The sequence below is a fragment of the Streptomyces sp. DI166 genome (assembly GCF_900091315.1).
Taxonomy (GTDB): Bacteria; Actinomycetota; Actinomycetes; order Streptomycetales; family Streptomycetaceae; genus Streptomyces; species Streptomyces fuscus.
In genome coordinates, this window is record NZ_FLSP01000002.1 from 153,965 (window position 1) to 173,984 (window position 20,020).

15 protein-coding genes are annotated in these 20,020 nt (G+C 74.3%); 1 reads left to right on the plus strand and 14 read right to left on the minus strand.

Translation table 11 applies throughout. From position 1 onward, the window contains the following. Positions 1 to 7: 7 nt before the first annotated feature. From GA0115233_RS01805 to GA0115233_RS01845, 9 genes are all read right to left on the minus strand, one after another. Positions 8 to 1,045, minus strand: a complete 1,038-nt coding sequence (locus tag GA0115233_RS01805) for a rod shape-determining protein (protein WP_093718229.1) — start codon at positions 1,043 to 1,045, stop codon at positions 8 to 10. A 144-nt stretch (positions 1,046 to 1,189) separates the two neighbouring features. Further along, the gene (locus GA0115233_RS01810; protein WP_093718230.1) at positions 1,190 to 5,893 is read right to left on the minus strand and encodes an SAV_2336 N-terminal domain-related protein; all 4,704 of its coding nucleotides are present in this window, start codon (positions 5,891 to 5,893) and stop codon (positions 1,190 to 1,192) included. Then, positions 5,883 to 6,881, minus strand: coding sequence for an AAA family ATPase (locus GA0115233_RS01815; RefSeq protein WP_093718231.1), 999 nt, complete (start codon positions 6,879 to 6,881; stop codon positions 5,883 to 5,885). Before GA0115233_RS01815 ends, GA0115233_RS01810 begins: the two co-directional genes overlap by 11 nt. A gap of 17 nt (positions 6,882 to 6,898) precedes the next feature. Further along, on the minus strand, positions 6,899 to 8,557 hold the full coding sequence (locus GA0115233_RS01820; RefSeq protein WP_093718297.1) for a VMAP-C domain-containing protein: 1,659 nt from the start codon (positions 8,555 to 8,557) through the stop codon (positions 6,899 to 6,901). After that, positions 8,557 to 8,904, minus strand: coding sequence for a CU044_2847 family protein (locus GA0115233_RS01825; protein ID WP_093718232.1), 348 nt, complete (start codon positions 8,902 to 8,904; stop codon positions 8,557 to 8,559). Before GA0115233_RS01825 ends, GA0115233_RS01820 begins: the two co-directional genes overlap by 1 nt. Positions 8,905 to 8,994: 90 nt before the next feature. Next, on the minus strand, positions 8,995 to 10,326 hold the full coding sequence (locus GA0115233_RS01830) for a carboxyl transferase domain-containing protein (RefSeq protein ID WP_093718233.1): 1,332 nt from the start codon (positions 10,324 to 10,326) through the stop codon (positions 8,995 to 8,997). Further along, positions 10,319 to 11,767 (minus strand): acyl-CoA synthetase, encoded by a 1,449-nt coding sequence (locus tag GA0115233_RS01835; protein ID WP_093718234.1) that lies wholly within the window; start codon positions 11,765 to 11,767, stop codon positions 10,319 to 10,321. The genes GA0115233_RS01830 and GA0115233_RS01835 overlap by 8 nt, the downstream gene beginning before the upstream one ends. Before the next feature lie 283 nt (positions 11,768 to 12,050). Then, complete coding sequence (locus tag GA0115233_RS01840) at positions 12,051 to 14,318, minus strand: ATP-binding protein (protein ID WP_093718298.1); 2,268 nt, start codon at positions 14,316 to 14,318, stop codon at positions 12,051 to 12,053. Between the two features lie 59 nt (positions 14,319 to 14,377). After that, positions 14,378 to 15,259: an ATP-grasp domain-containing protein gene (locus GA0115233_RS01845; protein ID WP_093718235.1), complete on the minus strand. Its 882-nt coding sequence runs from the start codon at positions 15,257 to 15,259 to the stop codon at positions 14,378 to 14,380. A gap of 143 nt (positions 15,260 to 15,402) precedes the next feature. Between GA0115233_RS01845 and GA0115233_RS01850 the strand changes: the two genes are divergently transcribed. Further along, a complete protein-coding gene (locus tag GA0115233_RS01850) occupies positions 15,403 to 16,452 on the plus strand; it encodes a MerR family transcriptional regulator (RefSeq protein ID WP_093718236.1) in 1,050 nt (349 codons plus the stop codon). Positions 16,453 to 16,455: 3 nt separating this feature from the next. On the opposite strand, the gene GA0115233_RS01855 is transcribed toward GA0115233_RS01850, so the two are convergent. The 5 genes from GA0115233_RS01855 to GA0115233_RS01875 form a co-directional block, all read right to left on the minus strand. Then, positions 16,456 to 17,292, minus strand: coding sequence for an MEDS domain-containing protein (locus tag GA0115233_RS01855; RefSeq protein ID WP_093718237.1), 837 nt, complete (start codon positions 17,290 to 17,292; stop codon positions 16,456 to 16,458). Positions 17,293 to 17,498: 206 nt separating this feature from the next. Then, positions 17,499 to 18,089: a hypothetical protein gene (locus tag GA0115233_RS01860; protein ID WP_093718238.1), complete on the minus strand. Its 591-nt coding sequence runs from the start codon at positions 18,087 to 18,089 to the stop codon at positions 17,499 to 17,501. Beyond that, positions 17,977 to 18,873: an FkbM family methyltransferase gene (locus GA0115233_RS01865; protein WP_093718239.1), complete on the minus strand. Its 897-nt coding sequence runs from the start codon at positions 18,871 to 18,873 to the stop codon at positions 17,977 to 17,979. Before GA0115233_RS01865 ends, GA0115233_RS01860 begins: the two co-directional genes overlap by 113 nt. Further along, positions 18,870 to 19,097 carry a Trm112 family protein gene (locus GA0115233_RS01870; RefSeq protein ID WP_093718240.1) on the minus strand — a complete coding sequence of 76 codons (228 nt, stop codon included), beginning with the start codon at positions 19,095 to 19,097 and terminating at the stop codon, positions 18,870 to 18,872. The genes GA0115233_RS01865 and GA0115233_RS01870 overlap by 4 nt, the downstream gene beginning before the upstream one ends. Further along, complete coding sequence (locus GA0115233_RS01875) at positions 19,094 to 20,008, minus strand: hypothetical protein (protein ID WP_093718241.1); 915 nt, start codon at positions 20,006 to 20,008, stop codon at positions 19,094 to 19,096. Before GA0115233_RS01875 ends, GA0115233_RS01870 begins: the two co-directional genes overlap by 4 nt. Positions 20,009 to 20,020 lie beyond the last annotated feature (12 nt).

A 20,020-nucleotide genomic window follows, 5' to 3' on the forward strand; every position in this document is an offset into this window, starting at 1 on the left:
CGGCCGGTCAGGTGGCCAGCGGGTCCAGGGTGAGCGGCTCGATCCGGCCCTCCAGCATCGTGCCGAGGCCCTGGACCGCGCACACGTCCGGGCGTTCGGCGATGTGCACCGGCATGCCGGTGGCCTGCCGCAGCATCTGGTCGAACCCGGGCAGCAGCGCGCTGCCGCCGACCATCATGATCCCGCGGTCCGCGAGGTCGGCGACCAGGTCCGGCGGGCAGTCCCGCAGCACCTTGCCGATACCGTCGAGCACGGCGGTCAGCGGGGTCTGGATGGCGTTGCGGACGGCGGCGGTGTCCACCTGCACGGACCGCGCCAGACCGGTCGCCACGTCCCGGCCGTGGATCTCCGTCGACGCCGGGCCGTGCGGGGTGAGCCCGTTGCCGGACAGGGCGAGCTGAAGGGGCCGTACCGACTGGCTGGGCAGCACCAGCTCGTGCTGGTGGCGCAGGTGCTGGACGATCGCGTGGTCCACGGCCTCGCCGCCCACCCCGATCCGCTCGGCCGTCACGATCGAGCCCAGCGACAGCACGGCCACCTGGGTCGCCGCCGCCCCGCACACCATGATCATGGTGGCTTCCGGCCGCTCCACCGGCAGCCCGCAGCCCACGGCCGCCGCGATCAGCGTGTCCACCAACTCCACCCGGCGCGCCCCGAGCCCGACCAGGGTCTCGATCGCCGCCCGCTGCGCCAGCGGATCGGCGTCGTGCGGGGTGCAGGCTGCCGCGCGCAGCCGGGGCTTGCGGCGCAGGGCGCGGCGCACCTTGTCGCCGAGCAGGTGCCGCAGCATGCGCTGTGCCATCTCGATGTCCACGACGGTGCCGCCGGAGACGGGGCGGACGACGCGGATGTAGTGGGGCGTACGGCCGGTCATCTTCTCCGCGAACTCGCCGACCGCGATCAGCGCGCCGGTACGGGTGTTCACGGCGGCGGCCGAGGGCTGGTCGACGACGAGCCCGGCGCCCTTCACGTACACCCGCGTCCTCGCCGCGCCGAGATCGACGGCGAAGTGGCAGCGGCGCAGCTGCTCCAGACTGGCGGTCATGGCGGGCCTCCCGAGAGCACGGACCTGGTCCGCCGAGCGGCGGGCCTCTCTCGCATCGTGCGCGGGTGGGGAGGGGGGCGCGTGTTGGGGTGGGCCGGGCGGGGAGCGGCTGAATGGGGGGTCTTGGGTGTGGGGGACGGGGTGTCAGCGGGAGAGGGCGGCGTCGATGAGGGGGGAGAGGCTGGAGACGAGGCGTACGTCGTCGTCCGCTGCCCGAAGGTGACGCGAACCGGCGGGGGCGTAGCCGATGAACGGCAGGCCGATGGCACGGGCCGCGGCCTGCTCGGCGGTGGTGGAGGCGACCAGAACGCACTCGGCGGCAGGCACGCGCAGGCGGTCGAGCGCCTCCTGAAGGATGTACGGGTGGGGCATCATCCTGGTGAGGTCGGCAGGACGGCCGAACACGCGTGTGTGCACATGGCGGTAGAGGCCGTTGCGCCGCAGGTACGAGGCCATTGCGCTCACCGAGCGGTCGGTCACCACTGTGGGCAGGGCCCGGTGGGCCGCCAGCACCCGCAGCAGCGTGCGGGAGTGAGGGGTCGGCCGGGCGCGGTCCGCCGCCCGGATCTCGTGCCGGTCCATTGCCTCCCGCGCCTCGTTGGCCAGCTTGTGCCCGGCGAACGCCCGCAACAGGCCGAGCGTGTCAGGGCGGTCCGTGCGCGGGCTCGAAGGCAGGGGCTGCCCCGACAGCGCGTCCGCGGGATCGCGCACCTCCACCAGCGTCCGTACGACGTCCTGGAGGACCTCCCGTTCCTCATGCCTCGAAAACAGCTGGGTCAGCACCTCGTCGAATCCGATCATCACGACCCGTGCGTGCCGAACCAGCTCCTGGGGTGTGCGGCGCAGAGGGCCGGAGCGAATCATGGTGGGGCTCCGGAACGCCGGGGGCAGCGTCCACAGCACCTCGTATCCCGGCACACTCCAGTCCGCCAATGCCGTCTGGAGGTCGTCGTGGTCAGCCGTGGCGAGCATGTCACTGATCATCCCGGGCACGTCGAGGCCGGGGCTCTCGGCGGCCCGGAGCGGGTCCTCCACCCGCCACGACGCGAACACCCTCGGTAGATCGGGGGTGGAGAACCGCCGCTCCCGCAGGTCGACCTCGAAATAGCGCCATCCGGCGCGGACGGCCGCGGGGGCCTGGCGGACGGACGGTGAGTTCGGGAAGGCGAGCCCACCGTCGCCGAGGGCCAGGACGATGGCTCGGTGGTCGTCGACCGGCTGGGGGACCTTCCCGTTGTACGGCATGGGGAACGGTCCGTGCACCGCCGGTCCTACCGCCGGTCTCCGCACATCGGGGACCCATGCGAACCAGCGGTACCACCCGCCGTGCGGGCTGAGCCGGCTGAAGTCGCGCGGGTCCGCGGCCCCGCCGCCGACGATTTCCGCGTAGTGCCAGAAGTCCGACAGCACAACGATCGCCTGAGCCGGATGCGCATGCAGGGCGGCTCTGATCAGGTCCGAGTCCGGCCGGTCGTGGGCGATCTCGACGCTGTCCCTCATGTGGGCCTGCCAGAACGTCACACAGAGCTGTAGGCCCTCAATAACGGCCAGATCGTCGGCGAGCTTTTCCAACGTCACCCTCAGCAGGCCGGCTCCTACGACATACGGTTCCAAGCGCACCGTTACGCCCTGGTCGGACTCGACCAATCGGTATTGGTCCGGGACCAGACCACTGCTCGCCACCAGGCGGCCGACCAGGCGGCGCAAGGCCGCCAGTGCCTCACCGTCACGCACATACCCCGCGAACTCGAACCGCGCACAGTCACGCTGCTCGGTCTCGATCTCCTCCTCGTTCGTGTGCCCCTCGAAGAGCAGCCGGTCCGGCTCGTCCTCGCCGAGCAGCGGGGGTTCCTGTGGCTCCCGGTCCGGACCCCGCTCCCCGAGCGCCTCGCGCAGTTCGTGGCCCATGGCCAGCAGCTCGGGGTTGTCACCCCCCGAGACCTCGTACTCCTCGAACACCTCCAGGGCCTTGTCCGTGCGGCCCTGGCGCTGGAGGGCGAGCAGATACAGGCGGCGCAGGTCCTCGCGGTGGGGGTGGGTGCGGAGGAGGGCGTCGAGGTCGGCGGCGGCGCGCTCGAACTCGCCCAGCTCCAGGTCGAGTTCGGCGCGGGTCGCGGCGAGCGTGAGGCGCAGTTGCTGGAAGCGGGGGCGGGCGGCCGCGGCGGCGGGGCCGGGGACGCCGTCCAGTACCTCGCCGCGCCAGAGGGACAGCGCCTCGTCCACCGTGGTGCGCGCGGAGGCGAGTTCGCCCTCCGCCCGCTGCCGCTCCGCCTGCTCCACGAGCTTCTGGCAGGTGATGACGTCCACGAAGTCGGCGCTGGTGTGGAGGGCGTAGCCGTTGGAGGTTGTGGCCAGGACGCCGGGGCCGAGGGCGTTGCGCAGGCGGGAGGCGTAGGAGCGGAGCAGCAGCTCGGGGTCGCCCTCGGGGGCCTGGGGTCCCCAGATGCCCTCGGTGAGCTGGGTGTGGGTGAGCGTGCGGCCGTGGTGCAGGAGCAGCATGGCGAGCATCGCCTGTTCCTGCGGGGAGCCGGTGGCAACAGGTTGTCCCGAGCCGCGGCGAATGGAGACGGGGCCGAGCAGGCAGCAGTAGAGAGGATCGTGCGCTTTCCAGGCGTGGCGGACGAACATGTCGTGCTGGAGTGCGTTCAGGCCCTCCTGCTGCTCGTCGTGGTCGTTCGACATCAGCAGTCGCAGTGCTCGGACGAAGGAAGGGCGAAGGGTGGCCGGTAGCCCGTCCAACTGGTCGGGCGAGAGGCTGTGCCGGGAGATCAGGTAGCTGCTCGACACCAGCCGGAACACCAGATCACCCAGGGTGCGCAGGTCGATGGCGTACGGGGCCTGCCCCCGGTACCCCAGGTTGCAGAGGACCAGCCGTACCCTGCCGTCCGGCAGCAGCATGACCCGGTTGGTGTCGAGGCGTCCGTGCGCGACGCCTGCTTTGTGCATTCCGGCGACAGCGCGGGCGAGTTGGATCAGTGTGGACACCAGCAGGGGTGCGGGAAGCCGCAGAGTGCCGCTCCAGACCAGGGAGTTCAGCGCGACGCCGTCCACGTACTCCATGACGACGTACTGCTGACCGTCCTCGACCCCGTGGTCCCGCACGGCCACCACGTTCTCCGGCCGCCGCTTCTTCAGTGCCTCCGCGTCCCGGAGGAAGTCCCGCACCCGTTCCGGATCACTGTGCGTGGGGAAGACCGACACCACCACCGGCTCCCCGGTCTCGACGACCTCCCCCCGCCACAGGTACCCGCCCTCGCCGACCCCCTCGACCAACCGGTACCGCCCACCCAGCACCCGTCCGCGGTCCGGCCGCCTCACCAGGCGGTCCCGTGTCTCCTCCGCCACCGTCGCGATGGGATCACTGCGGGTCTCGGTCACAGTCCCGTTCGCCATCGGCGTCGTCGCCCGGATCTCGCCCGCCGACACCCCGGCCCGGTCGTCGATCAGGGCGCCGAGCCGGGACAGGAGGTCGCTGGTGCCGCGCCGGGCGGTACGCGGGAGGCTGCGCAGCAGTAACTCCCGTACCCCGGGCCGGAAGTCGTAGCTTCCCGGCGGCCCCGGCACCTTGGTCAGCATGCCGCTGAGGATCACCTCCGCGAGATGCTGCGGGCGCGGGCGCGGCTCCAGGGCCGCCTGTACCAGCCGCATCACCGGCAGATCCGCCCGTCCGAGCGCCAGATGCCCGGCGAGCCGTACGGCCTGGGTGCTGGCCGAGGCACGGAAGCGCAGCACCAACTCCTCCGCCGTCAGCGTGCCGAAGTCCGTGCGGTCCGTCGTGTCCACGGGGCTGCCCAGCCACCCCACCGAGCCCGGGAACCCCTGTCCGCCGGGTGCCGCGACCAGGGACGCCCAGTTCGCCAGCCACCGCGGGTCCGGTTCCAGGACCGGCAGCGGCACACCGCTGCGGGTCGTGGTCTCGTCGTACGCCACGAAGGACAGCGCGGAGTTGGGCGCCGCCGGGTGCGGGGCGCTCAGCAGGCCGGGGGCGGCGGGCAGGGCGGTGTCCCGCCAGAGGTGTTCCGGCAGGGGCTGTACGACGGCCAGCGGCATCCGGTGCGCCCAGCGGCGCAGGGTGCCGTACCACAGGGTGTCTGCCGGACCCGGGCGCCACTGCGGACCCATGCAGTCGCTGATCAGGAGGGTGACCGTGCGGCCGTCTGCGGGGGCGTGGGCGGCCGGGCGGGGGACGGCGCCGTCGGGGGCGGCCGGGTGCGCGGTGATCGTGCGGAAGATGCCCGACTGGGCGAGCGCGGTGTGCAGTTCGCGGATCAGGGGGCGCCAGACCGGCATCGTGGGGCCGGTGTCGTACAGCAGGTTCAGGCTCAGCCAACGCTCCTGGGCGGGGCGGAGCACGGGCAGCCACCACTCCGGCTCCGCGCCCAGGCGGGCGATGCGGTCGGCGGTGGCCCTGCCGTCCAGTTCGAGGCGGTCGGGGGCGGCCGTGCGGCGTTTGAGGGGGCGCAGGGAGCGTTGCAGGGCGAGCGGGTGGTGGAGCATCGGCGGGGCCGGGGCGAGCAGGGCGGCATGGGGTTCGGGGGCCGTCGGCTTCGCGGGCGCGGCAGCGGGGAGGTGGAGTGGGGCGCGTGGGGGCGCCACTGGCTCCTCGGGCGGCGCGGACTCCCCGGGCACCGGGGGGTGTTCGGGCTGCCGCTCTTCCTCCACCTCCGGAGTCGGTCGTACCGGGTCCTCCACCGTCGGCACGGAAGGAGCAGGCGCCGGATCCTCCATCTGCCGCGCCAGCCACAGCAGTTCCGCCAGTTCGAGCGCGGTCGGGCGTGCGCCGCCGCCCGCCTCGGCCAGTACGTCGGCCAGGCGGACCAGGGGCGTGGCGCGGCGCTCAGAAGGCATCGGTGTGCTGGGCCTCCGAGAGGTAGGGCATGAGCCGTTCGGCGAGTTCGTCGAGGGAGTCGGCGCCGAGGTCGCTGGAGCGGGCCAGGTAGATGGCGTTCAGGAGCTGGTCGGTGGCCAGGTCGCCGCCGCCGACGCGGGACAGGAAGCGGCTGATCAGGGTCCGCGCGTAGGCGTCGGGCTCCTCGCCGAAGTGGGCGCGGACGATGTCGGCGAGCCGGTCGTCGTCGGGCTGGCGCAGCCGCAGGGTGACACAGCGGCGCAGGAAGGCGGGCGGGAACTCGCGCTCGCCGTTGCTGGTGAGCACCACGAACGGGAAGGCCCGGCAGCGCACCCGGCCCCGCTCCACGGGGACACGCCGGTCGCCGCCGTCCACCATCACCTGCGCGACGGTCGCGGCGCGGATCAGCTCGGGGATCTCGTACTGGCCCTCCTCCAGCACGTTCAGCAGGTCGTTGGGCAGGTCCAGGTCGCTCTTGTCGATCTCGTCGATGAGCAGGGCGCGGGGGCGGTCGTGGGGGAGCAGGGCGGTGCCGAGGGGGCCGAGGCGCAGGTGGTCCTCGATGCCGGTGCCGGTGGGGGCGGTGGCCTGCCGGGCCGCGTAGAGGCGGGAGAGCGGGTCGTACTGGTAGAGGCCGTCGTGGAGGGTGGAGCGGCTGGTGATGTTCCAGCGCAGGACCGGGCCGAGTTTCAGCTCGCGGGCGACGGCGTAGACGAGGGAGGACTTGCCGGTGCCGGGCGGGCCGGTGACCAGCAGGGGGCGGCGCAGGTAGAGGGCGGCGTTGACGAGCTGGACGGTCTCCTCGGTGGCCCGGTAGGTCGCGGCGCGGTGGGTGCGGTCCGGGGAGACGGCGGCGGTGTCGGCGGAGGTGTCCGGTGCCGGGAGCGCGGGGCCGCCGTCGAAGGCCCGCCAGGGCGGGGGCGGGGGCAGTTCGGCGATGCCGTCGTGCGGCTCGTTGGTGCCGGTGTAGACGGGCCACAGGGGCATGGCGGATTCTCTCCTGGTCAGTGGACGGGGGAGTGCAGGCCGGCGGCGGGCTGGGGGAAGCAGCGCGGGTCGTCCCAGAGGAGCTGGACGTCCTTGGCCCAGTGCCGGTCCGGGTCGTCGTCCGCCTCGGCGGTCATCCGCAACTCCATGACCTGGCGGGGCAGTTCGGCGGGCGGTACCCCGGTGACGTCCGCGGTCAGTTCGTCGAGGAACGCGGTGCCCGAGCAGGGGCCCTCGTGGCCGGGGTCCGTGCAGCCCGTGCGCGGCCACAGCAGCACCGGGACGGGGGTGTTGAGGCCGGCCTCGAAGTGCGGGCGGGCCGCGCCGGGCGGGTAGGAGAAACCGGCGAGGTCGGCGTCCTCGTCGTGCAGCCGTTTGCGCAGGCCCGCCGGGCGCTCCCGGCCGCCGCAGTCCACCCGGTGCAGCCGGGCCGCCGAACGGGCCTCCAGCTTCTGCCACTTCTTGGCCAGCTGGTGGCGCAGACGCCCGCTGCGGTACCGGGAGCGGTCCACCACGACCAGCGGGTGGGCGCAGCCCAGGGGGGTGGAGTCCTCGGGGCCGCACTCCCAGTGCGCCACCGGCTCGTTCAGCCACTCGCGCGGCAGGACGAACGTCACCAGCTCCTCCGCGTCCGGCGCCAGCTGGCCGAAGGCGTCGTCCACGCGCCGCTGCACGAACTCCCGTACGGCGGCGCGCGGCAGCCGGCGGGAGTCCACGCGCCGCCGGTGGCCGTCCCGGTAGGCGGAGACCTCCACGGTCACCTGGTCGGTTCCGGCGCCGCTGTGGTCGATCTCGACGAGGATCGGCGACCAGGCGGGCGCCGCGGCCCGGGGCGCGGGCGGGGCGTCGAGGAGGTCCTGGAGCCGCTGTGCGAACCGGGTCACCGCGTCCGTGCCCGGCACCTCCCACATCACGTACCCGGCCGCCGCGCCAAGCGAGGCGAAGCCGCCGTCCGGCAGCGGCGGCCCGAACGGGCCCACGGCGTCCACGTACAGCCGGTCCGGGGCGCAGCCCAGGCCCTCGGCGACCGCCCGCCGAACCAGCGCGTACAGCCGCCGCACCGCCTCGGGGCGGTGGCCGGAGGCGGGGATCAGCTCGCACAGCTCGGGCCAGTAGCGGACCAGGACCTCGGTCGGCAGCATGCGGCCCACCCGGACGTCCCGGCCGCCCGCGACCGTCGACACCATTCCGACCACCCGGCCGTCCGCCAGGGCCGCCGCGGCGCCGCTGAACCCCGGTGCCAGCGGCTGCCCGTGTCCGGTCAGCGCCTCCAACTGGGCCCACTCGTCGGAGATCAGCGGCCCCGGCAGCGCCCGGTAGGAGGCGAGCATGCCCTCGTCGTACCCCTTGGGGAACCCGTACGCGATCAGCTCGCCGTGCTCCTGCTCCTCGCCGGGCACGGCGAACTCGGCGGGCGCCAGGGGAACTTCGCGGTCGAGTTCGAGTACGGCGAGGTCGCCCGGGTCGGTGGGCCCGCCCCGCCACCCGCCGTGCACGGCGACGGTCGCCGGTATCCCGGTCAGCCCGCGGCACCCGGGGAAAGTGACGACGACCTGGGCCTGCTCCCGCCGCCGCACCACATGGGCGCAGGTCAGTACGTGGCGGCCGGAGACCAGGAAGCCCGCGCCCACCTCGGTGCCGCACTCGACGCGGGCGTGCCAGGCGGTGCCGCCGATCACCGCGCGGCGGTCTCCGGAGCCGGGCCGTTCTGTCCCGGCGTCCAGCTCAGCCGGACCACCAGATGCCCTTCCGCGGCTCCCTTGGCGATGATCGCGCCGGACTCCGCGGTGAGCTTCACACCGAACTCCAGCTCCACCGCGTCGGGCCGCAGCGAGCCGTCCCGGAACACCCGGAGCGCGGACTCGGCCGCCGCGCGCACCCCGCCCAGGGCTCCCTCGAAGGTACGGGCCGCCCGGGCCGGGCCGTCCTCGCGCGAGACCAGCCGGGCGCCCGACTCGTCCTCGATGCCCTCGACGACCACGACGGCACCGTCGTCGGTCCTGAACTCCATCAGCCCGTCCATGGCGCGGTGTGCTCCCCCGTGCGGTTCCCTGTGACTTTGGCGAGCTCCATTGTTACGGACGGTGCTCGACTTGTCGCCCGGTCCCGCAGGTCATGTCCCCGCGATTCCGCGGATCACCCCCAGTTCGACCAAGTCCTGCGGACGGATGCGGAGTTGGTCCGCGGTCGCCTCCACCTCGGTGGCCGGGCGCTTGAGGATCGCCGCGGCCAGCTCAGGGGCGATCACCGAGAAGTAACTGTCCGGCGCGGCCCAGGTGTTGCCCGGCGCGGCCAGCGCCAGCGCCCCGCCGGAGCCGCCCTCGCCGATGACCAGCGTGGTGATCGGGGTGCGGGCGGCGGCCACCGCCGCGAACAGGTCCGCGATGGCCGCGCCCGCGCCCTCCCGCTCGGCTTCCGCGTCGTTGGCGGCGCCCGGGGTGTCCACCAGGGTCAGCACCGGGATGCCGAGCCGGTCCGCGAGCCGGACCAGCCGGGCGGCCGTGCGGTACCCGGCGGGCCGGGTGGCCGCCCCGGTCTGCGCCGCGTAGGCGACCGTGCGGCCCTCGTGGGTGCCGAAGCCGCAGCGCATGCCGTCCGGGTCGAGACCGCCCGCGCGGTCGCCGGCGAGGTCCTCGCGGTGGGTGAAGTAGGCGTCCAAGTAGGCGTCGGCGCGCGGGCGTTCGGGTGCGCGAGCGCGCCGTACCGCGTCCCAGCCGGTGGCCGGGAGGCCGGTTGCGCCGAGCGCGGCCGGCACCGGGGCCGGGGCGGCGGAGCCGGAGGTCAGCAGGCGCAGCCAGTGGCCGAGCCTGGCCCGCAGCTCCTCCGGCGGGACGAGCGCGTCCGCCGCGCCCACCGCGACCTGGGTCTCCGCCGTGTACGCGGCCGGGTCGGCGTCCGCCGGGCGGACCCGGGAGCCCGCGAAGCCCACCTGGGCGCCGGGCAGGGCCAGGACGACATCGGCGCCCGCGCCCAGGGTGGCCCAGCCGCCACCGGTCGTCGGGTCCCGCAGTACGGCGATCTGTGCCAGGCCCGCCTGACGGGTGAGCACCGACTGGCGGGCCACGCGCTGGAGTTGGGTGAGCGCGAGCATGCCCTCCTGCATCCGGCTGCCGCCGGTGGCGATCAGCGGGACGACCGGGAGGCGGTGGCGGCGGGCGTGTGTGTAGGCCGCCTCCAGGCGGTCGCCGGTGCGTTCGCCGAGCGAGCCGCCGAGGTAGCCGAACTCGAACGCGATCAGGACCGCGCGGGTGCCCTCGACGCGGCCGGTGCCGCAGACCACGGACTCCTCCTCGCCGGTGCGCTCGGCGGCGCGCAGCCGGGAGCCGTCGTAGCCGCGCCAGCCGATCGGGCCGTCGGGTGCCGAGTTCCGTTCCGGGGGCGGGAGTTCGGTGAAGTCGTCGGTGACGAGCTTCAGGAACTCCCGCGCGTGCAGACGGTCAGGCACGGCTCAGCGCCCGCTTCATGATCTTGCCCATGTCGTTGCGGGGGAGGGCGTCCAGGTAGTGCACGGTCCGGGGCCGCTTGTGCGGGGCGAGCCGACGGGCCACGTGATCGGCCAGCTCCTCGGCGGCGGGCGGCTTCTCGGGGTCGGCCGGGACCACCCAGGCCACGATCCGCTCGCCGAGATCGGCGTCCGGCTCCCCGGTCACCGCCGCCTCCCGCACCCCGGGGTGCTCCAGCAGCGCGTTCTCGATCTCCCCGGCGCCGATCTTGTAACCGCCGCTCTTGATCAGGTCGGTGGCCTTGCGGCCCACGATGCGGACGTAGCCGTCGGGGTCGCGCACCGCCATGTCACCGGTACGGAACCAGCCGTCCGCGGTGAACGCGGCCTCGGTGGCGTCGGGCCGGTTGAGGTACTCGGTGAACAGGTTCGGGCCGCGCACCTGGATCTCGCCCACCGTCTCCCCGTCGTACGCCGTGATCGGGGTGCCGTCCTCCTCCACCAGCCGCAGCTCCACGCCCGGCAGCGGCACGCCGACCGTGCCGGGACGGGCCTCGCCGTCGGCGCGGATGCTGGTGTTCATCAGCGTCTCGGTCATGCCGTACCGCTCGATCACCCGGCGCCCGGTGGCCGCCGCGATCCGCTCGTGGTCGTGCACCGGCAGCGCGGCCGAGCCGGACACCAGCAGCCGTGCCCCGCCCAGCGCCCGCGCGAGCCCCGGGTCGTCCGGGAGGGCCTGGGCGATGCGGTGGTACATCGTCGGCACGCCGAAGAGCATGGTCGCGCCGTCGCCCAGCTCGCGCGCCACGCCCTCCGGGGTGAACCTGCCCAGGTGCCGCACGCTGCCGCCGCGCCGGAGCGGCCCGAGGACGCCGAGCACCAGGCCGTGCACATGGAACAGCGGCAGCCCGTGCACCAGCACGTCGTCCTCGGTCCACTGCCAGGCGTCGGCCAGCGCGTCCAGGGTGTGCGCGAGGGCCCGGCGGGGGAGGACGGCACCCTTGGGCGGGCCGGTGGTGCCGGAGGTGTAGACGACGAGGGCGGCGTCCTCACCGGAGGCCTCGGCGGCGGACCGGGGCTCCCCGTCGGCTTCCAGCTCGACATCGACCCGCTCGAACTCCTTGAGCGCGTCCGGCAGTTGATCCCCGGGAGCGGCCAGTACGAGTCCCGGCGCGCTGTCGGACAGGATGTGCGCCAGCTCCTTCTCGCCGGACTTCGGGTTGAGCGGCACGGCGGCGATCCCCGCCTCCAGGATCGCCACCACGGCGACGGCGGTCTCCAGCGTCGGCGTCGCCCACACGGCGACCCTGCGCTGCCCGGCGATCCGGCCCGCCAGGGCCCCGGTGGCGGCGGCCAGCCGCCCGTACGTCAGCGACCGCTCACCGAACCGCAGCGCGACACGCTCGTGCGGACCGTCGGCCAGGGCCGGAAAGAGAGAGGACACGCGTCGTATCTCCTTAACAGTCGGTCGGTCTCCGACACCGTCAGGGCACCACGATGCCCCCTCGCCCGCGCGTCGGACGGGAGATTGCGCCCCCGAAACCGCCGCTGTGCGGCTTCTCACCCCGCCCGTGCAGGCGGGCTCACGGCGGGCCGGGGTTTGCCCGGGCGCGCGGCGGGCCGGGCGGGCCGGTCGAACGGCAGGCTCGGGCGCGGCGCCGGGCGCGAGGGGCGGCTCTTCCGCGCTGCTCCCTGACCCATCCCCGCCCTGCGGCCTCGCCCCCGGTTCACCCGCCGCCCGCCCGGGCCGTGAACCAGGTGGCGAGCTGGCTGCGTTTGGTGAAGCCCAGCTTCACCAGGATGCGTTCCACGTGCCCCTCCGCCGTGCGCTGGGCGATGACCAGTTCCTCGGCGATCTGGCGGTTGGTCAGGCCCCGGGCCACCAGAGCCGCCACCTCGGCCTCCCGGCGGGTCAGGGGGCGGGTGTCGGGGGAGGTGGAGGTGCCGGTCGTGGGGCGGCGGGGGCGGCCCAGGGCGTAGGCGACGGCGTCGTTGCGGGAGAGGGCGGCGCCGTGGCGGTAGGCCCGGTTGTAGGCCGGTTCGCCCAGCTCGCGGCGGGCGTGGCGCTCGGCAGCGGAGACCCGGCCCGCACCGCGCGCCCGCGTGGGATCGCCGCCGATGTCCTGCCAGACGCGGTCCACGGCGCCGCGCAGCACCGCCGCCCGCTCGGCCCGCCCGGCCAGGGCCTCCGCGGCGGCGAGGAGGTCCAGGGTGCGGGCGAGACTGGCCCGCTGCCGCCCGGTGTACGGCAGCCGCAGACAGGCCCGTGCCTGCTCGGCGGCCCTGTCGTACGCGCCCAGCGACCAGTGCGCCAGCCCCAGGGTGCGCAGCGCCCAGGTGCGGGCCCACTGTTCGCCGTGCGACTCGCAGACGGCCACCGCCTCGGCGCACAGCCCGATCGCGTCGCCCGCCCGGCCCCGGCTGACCAGGGTGCAGGCCAGCTCGATCCGGGTGAGGACGACGAAGCCGACGTCCGTGGTCGCGGCGCGGTCGGTGCCGTAGGCCCCGGTGGGGATCGGCGGCGGCGCGGGCACCGGCAGTTCGGCGTCGGCGGCCGGGACGCGGTGCGGCGGGTCGACGCCGGCGAGGACGGCGGCGGAGCGGGTGTGCACCAGCGACATCAGCGCGCCCGCCCACATGGCCCGGGTCAGCGCCGCGTCCGGCCGGGCCCCGGACCTGAGCGCGCGGTCCAGCCAGTGCCGGCCCTCGCCCCAGCTGCCGCCCGCCACCCAGTGGAACCACAGGGTCGCCGCCAGCCGCAGCCCCGCCTGGGCCTCGCCCGGCGTGGTCAGACAGAAGTCCAGCGCGGCCCGGAAGTCGTCCTGGTCCAGCCGCAGCCGCTCGGTGACCAGCACCTGGTCGGGCCCGAACCAGCCCGCCTCGTACGCGGTGGCCAGCCGCGCGAAGTAGTCCCGGTGCCGCCGCCGGGTGACGGTCACCTCACCGATCTCGGCGAGCTTCTCCAGGCCGTAGTCGCGCAGGGAGACCAGCAGCCGGTAGCGGACCTGCCCGCCGCGCTCCTCCCGTACCAGCACCGACTTGTCGACAAGACCCGCCACCGCGTCCAGTACGTCCGTCGCGCCGAGCCCCTCCCCGCCGCACACCGCCTCGGCCGCCGCCAGGTCGAAGCCGCCGACGAACACCGACAGCCACGCCCACACCAACTGCTCCTGCGGCGTGCACAGTTCATGACTCCAGTCGACCGCCGAGCGCAGCGTGCGGTGGCGCGGCGCGGAGGCCGGGCTGCCCCCGGTGAGCAGGTGGTAGCGGTCGTCGAGGCGGGCCACGAGCTGCTCCACACCGAGCGCCCGCACCCGTACCGCGGCCAGTTCGATGGCGAGCGGCAGCCCGTCGAGCCGACGGCACAGCCGCGCCACTGCGTGCTGGTTGCCCTCGCCGACGATGAACCCGGGCACCACGGCCGCCGCCCGGTCCGCGAACAGCCGCAGCGCGGGATAGTGCTCGACGGCCGAGGCGTCCAGCTCCTCCGGGCCGGGCGCGGGCAGCGGCGGTACGACATAGAGCTGCTCACCGGCGAGACCGAGCCGGTGCCTGCTGGTCGCCAGGACGCGCACCCCCTCGGTCGCGGCCAGCAGGGTCTGCGCGAGCAGCGCGCAACTGCGCAGTACGTGCTCGCAGTTGTCGAGGACGAGCAGCAGCGCCCGGCCCCGTAAGTGCTCCACCAGGACGTCCAGCGCCGGACGCCCGGTCTCGTTGCGCACCCCGAGCGCGTCGGCCACGGCGTGCGGCACGAACGCCTCGTCGCTCAGCGCGGCCAGCTGCACCAGCCACACCCCGTGCGTGAACGTCCGCGCGACCTGCTTGGCCACGTGCGAGGCCAGCCGGGTCTTGCCGACCCCGCCCGGACCGGTCAGCGTGACCAGCCGGCCCTCGCTCAACAGCCGTCTGACGTCCGCCGATTCGTCCCGTCGCCCCACGAAGCTGGTCAGCTCCGCCGGAAAGCCGCAGGTGCGCCGCTCATGGGATCCGCCCACGAGCCCCAGGGTAAGCACATGATCCCGACGGAACGTCAGGTTCCCGTATTTCCCGCCCCCTACGGGTGACCGCGCCGCGCCTGTGCCAGTACGGCTTCCACGACCCGCTCCAGCGACCCGGGATGCAGGAACAGGAACAGATTCGGCTCGACCAGCTCCAGCTCCATCAGCAGCGGCTGTCCGTCCTCCCCGTCGACCAGGTCGACCCGCGCGTACAGCAGCCCCTCGGCGTCCGGTACGGCGGCCAGCGCCCGCTCGGCGACGGCCAGTTCCGCGGGCTCGGGCGTCCACGGCTCCAGACCGGGGTGGGCCACCTTCGCCGCGTCGAAGGCGGTACCGGGCGCCAGTACCGCCCGCTTGCGGCTGGCGTGCAGCAGCCGCCCGCCGAAATACTGCAGCGCCCGCTCGCCCCGGGTGTCGATGGCGCGCACATAGGGCTGCACCATCGCCGTGAACCCCTCCTCGTGCAGCCGCGCCAGATGCCGTACGGCCTCCGCGCGCCGGTCGGGGGTGTGGCGGGCGGCGTACCGGGCACCGGCGCCCGAGGTGGGCTTGATGACGTACTCGTGGTCCTCGGGCAGGTCCGCGGCGGCGCCCGGGGCGAGGTAGCGCGTGGGCACGACCGGCACCCCGGCCCCGGTCAGGTCCCCGAGATACCGCTTGTCGGTGTTCCAGCGCACCACCGGCGCCGGGTTCGCCAGCCGGGTCGCCTTGCCGCACCGCTCGGCCCACGCCACGAACTCGGCGTTGCGCAGGCTGTAGTCCCAGGTCGAGCGGATGAGCGCGAGATCGTAGGCGGCCCAGTCGACGCCCTGGTCGTCCCAGAACACGATGTCCGCCCCGGCCCCGGCGGCGGCGAGCGCGTCCCGCAGTACCGGCAGATCTCGGTCGTGGCTGGGCTCGGGCCGGGGATCGTAGGTGACCAGCGCTATTCGGGGCACGGCGGGCTCCAGGGTCGGGGGTCGGGCCGCCCGCAGGCTAACCACGGGCCCGGGAACCGCGGCAACCGAATTGACCTTCACCCTCGGTGAAGCCCCAGCATCAGGGCCAGGAACCGACAGGACCGACTCCACCGGGGGACCCCATGGCGCGGGACATGCTCACCATCGGCGCCTTCGCGCGCGCCTGCCGCCTGTCGCCCAAGGCCCTGCGCCTGTACGACGAACTCGGCCTGCTGCGCCCCGCCCGGGTGGACCCGGAGACCGGCTACCGCTACTACGCGCCCGCCCAGCTCGAACAGGCCCGCCTGGTCGCCTGGCTGCGCCGCGTCGGCATGCCGCTGGCCCGCATCCGCGAGGTCGGCGCACTGCCGCCGGAAGCGGTGGCCCGGGAGATCCGGGCGTACTGGGCGGAGGTGGAGGCCGAGACGGCCGTACGACGGGACCTGGCCGCGTTCCTGGTCGACCGGCTCACCACGACGTCGAGAGAGGACACCATCATGCTTCGACTGCGTCACTCGGCCCACTCGGACCGCGGCCTGGTCCGCCCCGCCAACCAGGACACGGCGTACGCGGGCAGCCGCCTGCTCGCGGTCGCCGACGGCTACGGCCCCGACGGTGGCCCCGCGAGCAGCACGGCCGTGGCGGCGCTGCGCCGTCTGGAGGCCTCGGAGCTGCCCGCCGGGAACGTGCTGAACCTGCTGGAGGAGGCGGCGCGGGAGGCCGCGCAGGGGATCACCGAGGAGGCCGGGACGACTCTGACGGCCCTGCTGTGGACGGGCTCACGGCTGGCGCTGGTGCACATCGGCGACTCGCGCGCGTATCTGCTGCGCGACGGGGCCCTGTTCCGCATCACCCACGACCACACCGTCGTACAGTCCCTGATCGACGAGGGACGGCTCACCCCCGAGGAGGCGGTCAGCCACCCGCAGCGCTCCCTGCTGCTGAAGTCCCTGTCCCCGGACCGGGCCCCGGCGCCGGACCTGCGGCTCCAGGACGCCGCCGCCGGCGACCGCTACCTGCTCTGCTCCGACGGGCTGTCCACGGTGGTGCCCGACGCCCGTATCCGCGAGGAGCTGGGCACCGCCCCGGACCCGGACACCGCCGTACGGGCCCTGATCGACGCGGCGAACGCGGCGGGCGGCCCCGACAACGTCAGCTGTGTGGTCGCGGACGTGGTCGAGGCGGCGGCCTGAGCCTCAGCCGACCGCCTCCTCCGCCACGTCCAGCACCAGCTGCGGCGCGCTGTCCGCCCCGAGCTGGCGCAGGACCAGCGCGAGCAGCTCGCCGCAGCGCACGCTGACCCGGCTGTCGGGCGGCAGGGAGGCGGCGAGGCTGATGAGCTGCCAGGCGCAGTGGGCCTCCATGAAGCACAGGCCGCGCAGATCGAGGGAGATCCAGGTGGGGCGGGAGGCGTCCTGGAGGGCGACCGCCTCGCGCAGGGTCTCCACGTAGTCGGTGCGGCAGTCGGCGGGTTCCGCGACCCGCAGGGGGTGGACCCGGGCCACGCCGTCCCGCAGGCCGCGGCCGAAGCGCTGGCGGTCGTACCAGCAGATCGCGGTGAACAGCGGGTCGGCGAAGAGCGGCGCCACCGACGCCTCGTAGTCCAGCAGCAGTTCCTCGGCGACGCCCGCCCGGGCCGCCCACCCCATGTCGGCGCTGATCCGCAGGCCCGCCCAGCCCTCCTGGTGGGCACGCTCGACCTCGGCCCTGTACGCCTCGACGGTGCGCTCCTTGTCGAAGCTGCCGTCCGGAAGGTAGAGCTGCGGGCTGCGCCTGAGCGCCAGCTGTCCGCTCGCCAGGGCCTGCGAGGCGGCGGACCCGGACCGGTCGAGCAGGGCCACGACCTCGTCGTCCTGGAGATCGTCCGGGTCCATGACCAGCAGGACCTTCTCCCGGCGGGCGAGGCTGGTCCGGGTGTAGGCGGTGAACACCGCCCATGTGGTCTCGCCGTCGCCCGTCTCCAGACAGGCGTGATCGCCCAGTTGCAGCCGCTCGACGGCCACGGTCCGCTCGGACCGATCGGGAAGCTCCATGGCGCGACATTAGGCACAGATGCCGCAACCCCACCTGGATGATCGTGGATGTCCGCGTGGAGTGCGGGTTCTGAGAGAAAGGGGGTGGTGAGTGACCGTCTCGGCTCGCACGGCTGCGCTGATTGATCGAGCGGGCTGTCGCGGCGGTGATTGATCGGTCCCTGCGGGGACAGACCGCCCTACGGTCCCTGCGGGGACAGACAGCCCTACGGTTCCACCGCCACCCGCTGCAACAGCCCCCACGTGAACTCCGCCGCGCACGCGTGCCGCTTGCCCTCGGTGTCCGGGGCGGTGAAGGCCAGGCCCCAGCGGGTGGGCGCCGAGCCCTCCAGGGGGCGGGCCGGGGCGAAGGCGCGGGCCGCCTCGTCGACCGTGCAGGACCACGGGGTCAGGTCGGCCAGGGTGCGCAGGGAAGGGGCGGCGGCGCCGGGGGCGCGGATCAGCCACTCGTTCCAGACGGCGCCGGTCGGGGCGAGCAGCACCTCGAAGCGCAGGGTGGGCCACAGCGGCACCGGCCACAGCAGCGCCTCGCACTCCAGGTCGCCCACCTTCCGGGTCAGCACCGACTCGGGGGCGCCGAGGACCGAACGGTACCGGGAGGCGGCGGCGCGGGCGCGCGGGGAGCGGACCATCGCCTGCCACTTCTTGTTGGCCTCGCGCATCTCGGCGATCGAGACGCCGAGTTCATGACGGGCCGTCTCGACCAGGTCCGGGTTGTGGTCGGCCATCCGGCGCAGCAGGACGAGCTGGAACTGGAGCGGGCCGAAGGGGGCCGGTGCGGCGGGCATGGGTCCCATCGTCGCGCACCGCGCCACCGGGGCGGCGCCCGTCCGGCAGGAACAGCACCGAATTGACGTACCGGGGACCGCCGCCCGGCAGGACCCGGCGCAGCAGGCCCCGGCTGACGACGTGCTGGGCCCCGCGCTGGTGGTCCCGGAGCGGGAAGCGGTCCAACGGCACCCAGTGCGTGCCCGGCAGCACCCAGCCGGCGTAGCCCAGCAGGGAGAGGTAGGTGACGACCGGCGCGATCGGCTGGATGCGGGTCTCCAGCTCGACGAAGAGGGCGGGCCGGTCGCGGGCGATGACGCCGGTCGCGCCGCGCAGCACGGCCAGTTCGCTGCCGTCCACGTCGATCTTGATGAAACCGACGTCACGCAGGCCGAGTTCGTCGAGCGTCACACAGCCCACGTTCAGGGCGCGCCCGTGGATGTCCCGCCGCACCAGCGAGGACACGCCCCGGTCGCCGCCGTCGTCGGAGGGCAGCCAGAGCCGGGCCAGTCCGGGGCGGTCGGAGGCGGCGGCCTGTACGACCCGTACGTTGGGCGGGGCACCGGAGGCCAGCAGCCGGGCCAGCCGCGGCACCGGTTCCACGGTCACCACCCGGCGGGCCCGCCGGGACAGCCGGTGCGTCCAGGGCCCGTACCAGCCGCCGACGTCCACCGCCGTACCGCACGACGGCGGGCACAGCTCGCCGAGGCGGGCCAGCTCCGGTTCGAACCGCGGGTACACCGCGCGGGCGGTCGCGGCGACCAGCCGGAGCGGCAGATGCGGCGCCACCCGGGCCGCGAGTGTCCTGGTCATGGCACCATCCGTTTGAGGAGCGCCTCGTGCTCGTCCTCGTCGACCTGCTCACCGGAGGACGGCAGCAGTTGCGGGATGCCGTCGACGATCGGATAGCGGCGGCGCAGGCGCGGGTTGTACAGCGCCTCGTCCGGGTCGGCCGGGGCGTCCGGCGGGAGCAGGTGCAGCCGGCCCTTGTCGAGCGGGCAGGCCAGGATGCGCAGCAGCGGGTCGTCGGGGTTCACGGTGGGGTCAACTCCTTGGCACCGAGAGGTCGTGGGGTGCGCGCCGGCTGGTCGTGCCGGGGCATGGACAGCAGGACGGCGATGGCGAGCGCGATGCCCGCGACGCGCAGCGCGAGCCGCAGCGGGTCCTCCGGAAGCGCCTCGCCGAACGAGAGCGTGCCGAGCACCGCCGTGTACAGACAGGTCACGGTCGTGCACACCGGCACGATCAGCGAGGCCCGGCAGCGCTGCAGCGCCGCCTGCGACATCACCAGGCCGAACGCGCCGGTGAACAGCAGCAGATACGGGTACGGCGAGCGCAGCAGCCCGAGCAGGGCGCCGCCCCAGCCGTCGGCGGAGAGCCGGCTGGAGACGCCCTTGATGGCCAGCGAGCTGACGCCGTACAGCAGGCCCACGGCCACCCCGTACTCCACGCCCGTGGTGGGCAGCCGGTGCCGGTGCCGGGCGCGCCGCTCGGCGGAGGTGTACAGCCACACCCCGGCCGCCAGCGACGGCACGCACACCAGCAGGATCAGCGGGTACGGGGCCTCCGCGCCCACCGTCTCACCGGGCCCCTCGCGCAGGGACAGCACCACCATCAGCAGCGCGGCGAGGATCGCGACCAGGGCGTACCGCTCCCGGCCGCTGGTCTCCTCGCCCAGCAATCGGGCCGACAGCAGCACCAGCAGGACCAGTCCGGAGACGAACAGGCCCTGGGCGGCGGCGATCGGCAGGGTGCGGTAGACGGCGAGCTGGGCGCCGAACCCGGCCGCCAGCGCCAGCGAGCCGCCGATCCACAGCGGGCTGCCCAGCACCAGCCGCAGCAGCCGGGCGGGCCGTCGGACCGACACCTCCGGCAGGGCGGCCAGCGCCCTCTTCTCCAGGACGAATCCGGTGCTGTACAGCACGTTCGCCAACAGGGCCGCGGCCACTCCCCACCACAT

Excerpts from the sequence above, each read along its gene's own strand:
- GA0115233_RS01805 (WP_093718229.1), bottom strand. The coding sequence starts at position 1,045 with ATGACCGCCAGTCTGGAGCAGCTGCGCCGCTGCCACTTCGCCGTCGAT.
- GA0115233_RS01810 (WP_093718230.1), bottom strand. The coding sequence starts at position 5,893 with ATGCCTTCTGAGCGCCGCGCCACGCCCCTGGTCCGCCTGGCCGACGTA.
- GA0115233_RS01815 (WP_093718231.1), bottom strand. The coding sequence starts at position 6,881 with ATGCCCCTGTGGCCCGTCTACACCGGCACCAACGAGCCGCACGACGGC.
- GA0115233_RS01825 (WP_093718232.1), bottom strand. The coding sequence starts at position 8,904 with ATGGACGGGCTGATGGAGTTCAGGACCGACGACGGTGCCGTCGTGGTC.
- GA0115233_RS01850 (WP_093718236.1), top strand. The coding sequence starts at position 15,403 with ATGGCGCGGGACATGCTCACCATCGGCGCCTTCGCGCGCGCCTGCCGC.
- GA0115233_RS01855 (WP_093718237.1), bottom strand. The coding sequence starts at position 17,292 with ATGGAGCTTCCCGATCGGTCCGAGCGGACCGTGGCCGTCGAGCGGCTG.
- GA0115233_RS01860 (WP_093718238.1), bottom strand. The coding sequence starts at position 18,089 with ATGGGACCCATGCCCGCCGCACCGGCCCCCTTCGGCCCGCTCCAGTTC.
- GA0115233_RS01865 (WP_093718239.1), bottom strand. The coding sequence starts at position 18,873 with ATGACCAGGACACTCGCGGCCCGGGTGGCGCCGCATCTGCCGCTCCGG.